This window comes from Bradyrhizobium sp. (assembly GCF_049586575.1).
In the GTDB taxonomy this organism is placed as follows: Bacteria; Pseudomonadota; Alphaproteobacteria; order Rhizobiales; family Xanthobacteraceae; genus Bradyrhizobium.
The window spans coordinates 1-7,392 of the sequence record NZ_JBAVCF010000548.1 but is presented as its reverse complement, the minus strand read 5'-3'; the positions used below and the strand labels follow the sequence as shown (position 1 = coordinate 7,392).

At 61.5% G+C, this 7,392-nt stretch carries 7 protein-coding genes; 5 read left to right on the top strand and 2 right to left on the bottom strand.

Annotated features, from left to right (window positions below):
* Nucleotides 1-65: 65 nt before the first annotated feature.
* Nucleotides 66-551 carry an MmcB family DNA repair protein gene (locus WB528_RS20515; RefSeq protein ID WP_423890236.1) on the top strand — a complete coding sequence of 162 codons (486 nt, stop codon included), beginning with the start codon at nt 66-68 and terminating at the stop codon, nt 549-551.
* A 14-nt stretch (nt 552-565) separates the two neighbouring features.
* Here the strand turns inward: WB528_RS20515 and WB528_RS20510 are convergent, their stop codons facing one another.
* Entirely contained in the window at nt 566-1,120 is a 555-nt protein-coding gene (locus WB528_RS20510) for an ActR/PrrA/RegA family redox response regulator transcription factor (protein ID WP_423890235.1), read from the bottom strand.
* Between the two features lie 93 nt (nt 1,121-1,213).
* On the bottom strand, nt 1,214-2,530 hold the full coding sequence (locus WB528_RS20505; RefSeq protein ID WP_423890234.1) for an ActS/PrrB/RegB family redox-sensitive histidine kinase: 1,317 nt from the start codon (nt 2,528-2,530) through the stop codon (nt 1,214-1,216).
* A 250-nt stretch (nt 2,531-2,780) separates the two neighbouring features.
* On the opposite strand from WB528_RS20505, the gene WB528_RS20500 reads away from it, so the two are divergent.
* The 4 genes from WB528_RS20500 (at nt 2,781) to WB528_RS20485 (ending at nt 7,082) form a co-directional block, all read left to right on the top strand.
* Nucleotides 2,781-3,566, top strand: a complete 786-nt coding sequence (locus tag WB528_RS20500; RefSeq protein ID WP_423890233.1) for an ABC transporter ATP-binding protein — start codon at nt 2,781-2,783, stop codon at nt 3,564-3,566.
* Nucleotides 3,563-4,381: an ABC transporter permease gene (locus tag WB528_RS20495; RefSeq protein WP_423890232.1), complete on the top strand. Its 819-nt coding sequence runs from the start codon at nt 3,563-3,565 to the stop codon at nt 4,379-4,381. The genes WB528_RS20500 and WB528_RS20495 overlap by 4 nt, the downstream gene beginning before the upstream one ends.
* Nucleotides 4,382-4,675: 294 nt before the next feature.
* On the top strand, nt 4,676-6,004 hold the full coding sequence (locus WB528_RS20490; protein ID WP_423890231.1) for a polyhydroxyalkanoate depolymerase: 1,329 nt from the start codon (nt 4,676-4,678) through the stop codon (nt 6,002-6,004).
* A 238-nt stretch (nt 6,005-6,242) separates the two neighbouring features.
* Nucleotides 6,243-7,082 (top strand): M48 family metallopeptidase, encoded by an 840-nt coding sequence (locus WB528_RS20485; RefSeq protein ID WP_423890237.1) that lies wholly within the window; start codon nt 6,243-6,245, stop codon nt 7,080-7,082.
* Nucleotides 7,083-7,392: the final 310 nt, after the last annotated feature.

Below are 7,392 nucleotides of genomic sequence, written 5' to 3'. Positions count from 1 at the left end.
TTTTCCGCGCGAGTTCCAGCGTCAAACGTTGCCCTTTTTTTGATCCACGTTCTATGCTTGGCCGAATGGAATCATCTGCCCAGAAAGCCGTTCCTGTGCCCGCGCCGGACCGCCGCCAATCGGAGACGGCGCTCGCGATCGCGCGCGGCACCGCGCGGTTGTTGCGCGCGCTCGGCTTTGCCTGCATCAGCGAATTGCCGTTGCCGTCGGGCCGCCGCGCCGACCTCGTGGCCATCAACGAGCGCGGCGAAATCTGGATCGTCGAAATCAAATCATCGATCGAGGATTTGCGCGCCGACCAGAAGTGGCCGGAATACAGGGCGCATTGCGACCGGCTGTTTTTTGCCTTCACGCCGGATTTGCCGTGCGAGGTGTTCCCCGACGAGACCGGGCTGATTGTCGCCGACGCCTATGGGGCGCATTTGCAGCGTCCTGCGCCCGAACACCGGTTGCCGGCGCCGACCCGAAAAGCGATGACGGTGCGGTTTGCGCTGGCGGCGGCGCAGCGAATCAACCGTCTGGTCGATCCGCAGGGCCACGGGGAATTTTGAAACGACGGACCGGATCAGCGCGGAGCGCGTTTGGCCAGGATTCGTTGCAAGGTGCGGCGATGCATGTTCAGTCGCCGGGCGGTTTCCGAGACGTTGCGGTTACACATCTCGTAGATGCGCTGGATGTGCTCCCAGCGCACGCGATCCGCCGACATCGGATTGCTCGGCGGTTCGGACTTCTGATTGCCGCTGGCGAGCAGCGCCGACACCACGTCGTCGGCATCGGCCGGCTTTGACAGATAGTCCACTGCGCCGAGTTTCACCGCGGTCACCGCGGTGGCGATGTTGCCATAGCCGGTGAGCACGATGGCGCGCGCCTCCGGGCGCTTGCGTTTCAAGGCCGACACGACGTCCAGTCCGTTACCGTCGCCGAGCCGCAAATCAACCACGGCAAAGGCCGGTGCCGCCTTGGCGATCTGGGTCAGGCCTTCGGCGACGCTGTCGCACGACGTCACCGCGAAGCCCCGGCTTTCCATGGCGCGCGCCAGCCGCTCCAGAAAAGCCTTGTCGTCTTCCACGATCAAAAGCGATCGATCGGGGTGGGCGGCTAGTTCGGCAATAGCGCTCAAGATAAAGCCATCCTTTTCGTGGGATTCATCAACATATGGCGTCGGCCTTGGCACTGCCAAGGCCATTCGATGTCGATTTTACCCCCTGCCACCTCAGGCGGATTCCGGAGCAGGCTCCCCGACCTCGAAATCGCTTCGCGGCCAAACGATCCGCACCACCGCGCCGTGGTCCGGAAACATCCGGTTGCCGAAGGAGACCTTGGCCCCGGTGCGTTCGAGCAACGTGCGGGCGATGAATACACCAAGACCGAGGCCGCTACGGCCGCTCTCATCGGCATCGCGCCGGCGGGACAGATAGGGCTCGCCGATACGCTTGAGCAGATCGGGCGCAATCCCCGGACCGTCGTCGGAAATGACGATTTCGACGGTATCGGCGTTCCACCAGGCGTTCACCTCCACGGTCGTGCGGGCGAAATCGACGGCGTTCTCCAGGATGTTGCCGACGCCATAAATAATAGCGGGATTTCGCGCCCCGGTCGGCTCGGCCGTTCCGGCCACGGCAATGCGCACCTTGATCGCCACATCGAAATCGCGATGCGGCGCCACCGTCTCCTCGATCAGCGCCGACAGCGGCATGCGGTCGAACGGCGCGCCGCTTGAGGACAATTGCGTGATCTTGGCGAGAATGTCGCGGCAGCGCTGCGCCTGTTCGCGTAACGTCTTGATGTCACCCGCGATCTGCGGCTTGTCCTGTACGCCCTGTTCGAGTTCGCGCGAAATCAGGAAGATCGTCGACAGTGGTGTACCGAGCTCGTGAGCAGCCGCCGCAGCAAGGCCGTCCAACTGCGTCAGGTGCTGTTCCCGCGCCAGCACGAGTTCGGTGGCGGCCAAAGCGTCCGAGAGCTTGCGCGCTTCTTCCGCGACCTGAAACGCGTAGAGACTGGTGACGGCGATGGCGACGACGATCGAAAGCCAGACGCCGAACAGATAGATCGGCGGCAGCACCAACGGATCGTCGCTGTCCCAGGGCAGCGGGAAATAGAGGAACACCAGGACGGAGGCGCAGGCGACCGCGAGCATCCCAAGCGCAATCGTCAGCCTGATCGGCAGCGCGGTGGCCGAGATCAGGACCGGCGCCAGAAACAGGAACGAGAATGGATTTTGCAATCCGCCGGTAAAGAACAACAATCCGGCGAGCTCGATGATATTCAGCGCCAGCAGCGCCGCCGCGAACTGTGGCTCGAGCCGCTCCATCGGATTGAACCAGAGCTGAAGGACGAGATTGAGGAGAGCGGAGAAGCCGACGATGGCAAGGCAAGGCGCGACCTCGACGTCGAATTCGAGACCTTGTTCGACAATGAAGATGGCGGCGAGTTGCCCAAGCGCGGCAAGCCAGCGCAGCCGCAGGATCGTGTCCAGGCGGACATGGCGGCGCGGGTGACGGAAATCGATGGCGGCGGCGTCGGACATATTTCCTCAATTTAACGGCGCTAATGCCTGCCGACAAATTTACCTGATGAGACCCGGTGTCCCGATTCCGAGGTCCGTACGGTTGCGGAAGCCATGATGCGGACTTCTGAGCCACCACACCAGCGCGGCGTAAAGCCACGGGAAGGCTTGGTCACTGCAAGGCTTGATCACTGCAAGGCTTGGCACTGGAAAGGCTTGGCCACGGGAAGCCTTGCGCTAAAGGTCCTGATGGCCCAATGAACAGGCCCAAATGATGAACGCGATATCCCAGTCTGGCCCAACCGACCGGCGCGATGCGGCGGCGATCGATGTCGCGCATCTCGTGAAGCTGTACAAGAACACCCTCGCGGTCGACGATATTTCCTTCTCGATCGCGCGCGGCAGCATCACCGGGCTACTCGGCGGCAACGGCGCCGGCAAGACCACGACGATTGCCATGATCATGGGACTGGTGTTGCCGAGTGCCGGTCGCATCGAGGTTCTGGGTCATCCGATGCCGGATGAAAGCGCCGCCGTGCTTGGCCGGATGAATTTCGAAAGTCCCTACGTCGATATGCCGTCGCGGCTCACGGTGCGGCAGAACCTGACGATCTTCGGCCGCCTCTACTCGGTCGCAGATCTGCCCAGGCGCATCGAACAGCTTGCCGCCGACCTCGATCTCGGCGAATTCCTCGACCGAGCCAATGGGAAACTTTCGGCCGGACAAAAGACCCGCGTCGCACTGGCCAAGGCGCTGATCAACCAGCCCGAATTGCTGCTGCTGGACGAGCCGACCGCTTCGCTCGACCCCGACACCGCCGACTGGATCAGGCAGCATCTCGAGACCTATCGCAAGGAGAACGACGCGACCATTCTGCTCGCCTCCCACAACATGCTGGAGGTGGAACGGCTCTGCGATCGCGTCATCATCATGAAACGCGGCCGCATCGAGGATGACGACAGTCCGGAAGCGATTATCGCGCGCTACAACCGGTCGACGCTGGAGGAAGTGTTTCTCGATGTCGCCCGCGGCCGGGTGCAGGAGACCGCATCATGAGCCCGGCCGCGCTCACGACGGGCATCTCGCCGCATCGGATCGCGGCCATGATCCTGCGCTACTGGTATGTCCTGATGTCGTCATGGCCACGGCTGCTGGAGCTGCTCTATTGGCCGGCGCTGCAGATCATCACGTGGGGCTTCCTGCAAAACTACATCTCGCAAAACGCCGGCTTTTTTGCCCGCGCCGGCGGCACGATGATCGGCGCCGTGATCCTGTGGGACATCCTGTTCCGCGGCCAGCTCGGCTTTTCGATTTCGTTTCTTGAGGAAATGTGGGCGCGCAACCTCGGCAACCTCATGATGAGCCCGCTGAAGCCTATCGAGTTCCTGCTTGCGCTGATGGCGATGAGCCTGATCCGGCTGGCGATCGGCGTCATTCCGATGACGCTGCTGGCCATCGTCTTTTTCGGCTTCAACGTTTACAGCATCGGATTTCCGCTGATCGCCTTTTTCTGCAACCTGATTTTCACCAGCTGGTCGGTCGGGATATTCGTCTCCGGGCTCGTGCTGCGCTTTGGCCTCGGCGCCGAAAGCATCGTCTGGACGCTGATGTTCGGCATGATGCCGCTGGCCTGCATTTACTACCCTGTAACGGTGCTGCCGCATTGGCTGCAATATGTCGCCTGGTCGCTGCCTCCGACTTACGTGTTCGAGGGCATGCGGACCTTGCTCACGGAACACGTGTTTCGCACCGATCTGATGGCCCAGGCGGTCGCGATCAATGTCGTCCTGGTTGCGATATCGTTTGCCGTCTTTCTGATGCTGCTGCGCAGCGCCCGGCAGCACGGTTCGCTGATCCAGACCGGCGAATAGTCCGTTAAAACCCCGGGGGTTTCACCGTACATAGCTTGTGTACCAAGGCCGAAATGGCGATCTATGCATTGACGCTTCGTTACGCTTTTTGCACTATGTTGCGACGCAAAAGGAAACGAGAGACTAGTGCCGCCTATTTGAAGTTCCTGCACCACAAGCGGCGAATTCGATCCAGGGACTTCAATTAGAAACGCGGCACTAGAATCGATAGATTTGCTAGTGCCCATGACTTTCCGAAGTTCGTGGAAGGTGGGTGCTGAAACAGGGCACGAACTTTGGAAAGTGGGCACTAGAATGCCGATTGGGGAATTTGGCGGCGCGCCGCCACTGGTGGCCGAAGGCAGTCCGGCGCTGACAACGCCGATGTACTGGATGTACGAAATGGGGCACGCCTCGCTTAATCCAGCGCGCGCCGTTACCGATGCCACGAAGATCTTGTTTCAAAACCCGCTCAATCCGTGGTCGCACACCGAGTTCGGCAAATCGATCGCAGCGGCGTGCGAACTGTTCGAGCGCACCACCCGCCGCTACGGCAAGCCCGAATGGGAGATCCACGACACCGACGTCAACGGCATCCGCACGCCGGTCGAGATCCGCAGCGTGTGGGAAAAGCCGTTCTGCCGGCTGTTGTACTTCGAACGCAAGCTGACGCGTCCGCTCCGCATCCCGCAGCCGCGCGTGCTGATCGTGGCTCCAATGTCCGGCCACTACGCAACGCTGCTGCGAGGTACGGTCGAGGCGTTTCTGCCGACCCACGAGGTCTACATCACCGATTGGGCCGACGCGCGCATGGTGCCGCTGGCGGCAGGCCGTTTCGACCTGGATGACTATGTCGACTACGTGATCGAGATGCTGCATGTGCTGGGCGGCAATATGCACGTGATCGCGGTGTGCCAGCCGTCGGTGCCTGTGGTGGCTGCGGTCTCCGTCATGGAAGCCGAAAACGATCCCTTCGTTCCAATTTCGATGACGCTGATGGGGGGGCCGATCGATACCCGCCGCAATCCGACGGCGGTCAACAACCTCGCGGCCGAGCGCGGCATCGACTGGTTCCGCAATAACGTCATCACCAAAGTGCCGTTTCCGCATCCCGGCGTCATGCGCGACGTCTATCCGGGCTTCCTGCAGCTGAACGGCTTCATCAGCATGAATCTCGACCGCCACATGGACGCCCACAAGGACCTGTTCCGGAACCTGGTGAAGGGCGACGGCGATCTGGTCGACAAGCACCGCGACTTCTACGACGAGTATCTGGCGGTGATGGACCTTTCGGCAGAGTATTATCTGCAAACCGTCGACACGGTGTTCGTCAAGCACGCGTTGCCCAAAGGCGAGATGACCCATCGCGGCAAGCCGGTCGACCCCTCCAAGGTCCGCCGCGTCGCCTTGATGACGGTGGAAGGCGAGAACGACGACATTTCCGGGCTCGGCCAGACCGAGGCGACGCATACGCTGTGCAGTTCGATCCCCAACCATCGCCGCGTGCACTATGTGCAAAAGGGCGTCGGTCACTACGGAGTCTTCAACGGCTCGCGTTTCAAATCGGAAATCGTGCCACGCATCTCCGATTTCATGGTGTCGTCGGCAAACGTGAAGCCATCGCTTGCTTACGCCGCGGAGTGATCGCTCGAACTGAATCGAATTTGCCTGGGATATCCCTCCAGCGCAGAATCTCGCGCCGGGCGGACAGCCTCTAACCCCCTGATTTGGCCGGAGGAAACTGAAGATTCGGGCCGAATCAAAGAATGAATATTAATCCATGTCTTGGGAGCGCCGGCGGAGGTACGTTTCAGTCCAATTTTTTCGTTTCGACCCCATTCTGTAGGGGTCGTTGATGGCGCGACCCCTGTATATTGGGCAAATGATTTGTTTTTGCGCCGAACGATTTCCATGGCGACGGATATGGCAGAATCCGGGCGAACTCTTGCTCCCCGGATTAGCAGACATGGCCACTCGCGCGCTCCTTTATCGGCGGCCTTACGAACCGTCCCGTCTTCTGGTCAAGCACGGCTCCCAGATCTATTCGGTCCGGCTTCGCCGTCACCGGCGCGCGCGGCGCTACACGTTGCGCATCCATCCGAGCGATCGCGAGGCGATCCTCACCATGCCTCCGCGCGGCACCATCGCCGACGCCAAGGACTTTGCGCAGCGTCACGGCGGCTGGATCGCCGCCCGTCTCGGCCGGTTGCCGAAGGCGGCGCCATTTCTCCCAGGCACGGTGGTCCCGCTGCGCGGCGTCGCGCACCGGATCGTGCATCGCGCCGGTCACCGCGGCACGGTTTGGACTGAAATTCGCGACAGTGGCGAGCGTATCATCTGCGTGGCCGGCGGCGCCGAATACATCGAGCGCCGGGTACACGACTATCTCAAGCGTGAAGTCCGCAAGGATGTGCAGAACGCGTGCGTTTCGTACGCGCAGACGCTCGGGGTGAAGGTCAAGCGGTTGTCAATTCGCGACCAGTCCAGTCGCTGGGGCTCCTGCACATCGGCGGGTTCGCTGTCGTTCTCCTGGCGGCTGATCCTCGCGCCGCCCTATGTGCTGGACTACCTCGCCGCCCACGAGGTAGCCCACCTCGTCGAGATGAACCATTCGGCGCGGTTCTGGCGGGTCGTGGCGAAGGTCTGCAGTCATGTCGAACGTGCCAAGACCTGGCTCGATACCCACGGCAACGATCTCCATCGTTACGGCATCCAGGACTAAGCGGCTCCGTCTCGCAGATTGCTTCAGCGGCAGGCCAGCGCTGCCGATCTTTTAAGCGAAACAGCAACAGCGACCGACAATCACACCGCCATCACGCGCGTGTGCTGGGGACGGCGCAGCTATGCGCTTTTGGTCAGATCACGAATTGCGTATGGATGTTGTCACGCTTCGTGGGGCGTTGGATAAGTCGAATATGCTTGGGGGCAGGGTTTTAGGCGGGGCTGCGACGGCCGTCGTTTTCCTTGGTGTGGCGGCCTTTCCCGTGCTTGCCGACACCATGGAGAGCGCGCTGCGGCGCGCCTATCAGAGC

Excerpts from the sequence above, each read along its gene's own strand:
- WB528_RS20505 (WP_423890234.1), bottom strand. The coding sequence starts at position 2,530 with ATGTCCGACGCCGCCGCCATCGATTTCCGTCACCCGCGCCGCCATGTC.
- WB528_RS20515 (WP_423890236.1), top strand. The coding sequence starts at position 66 with ATGGAATCATCTGCCCAGAAAGCCGTTCCTGTGCCCGCGCCGGACCGC.
- WB528_RS20490 (WP_423890231.1), top strand. The coding sequence starts at position 4,676 with ATGCCGATTGGGGAATTTGGCGGCGCGCCGCCACTGGTGGCCGAAGGC.
- WB528_RS20485 (WP_423890237.1), top strand. The coding sequence starts at position 6,243 with ATGATTTGTTTTTGCGCCGAACGATTTCCATGGCGACGGATATGGCAG.
- WB528_RS20500 (WP_423890233.1), top strand. The coding sequence starts at position 2,781 with ATGATGAACGCGATATCCCAGTCTGGCCCAACCGACCGGCGCGATGCG.
- WB528_RS20495 (WP_423890232.1), top strand. The coding sequence starts at position 3,563 with ATGAGCCCGGCCGCGCTCACGACGGGCATCTCGCCGCATCGGATCGCG.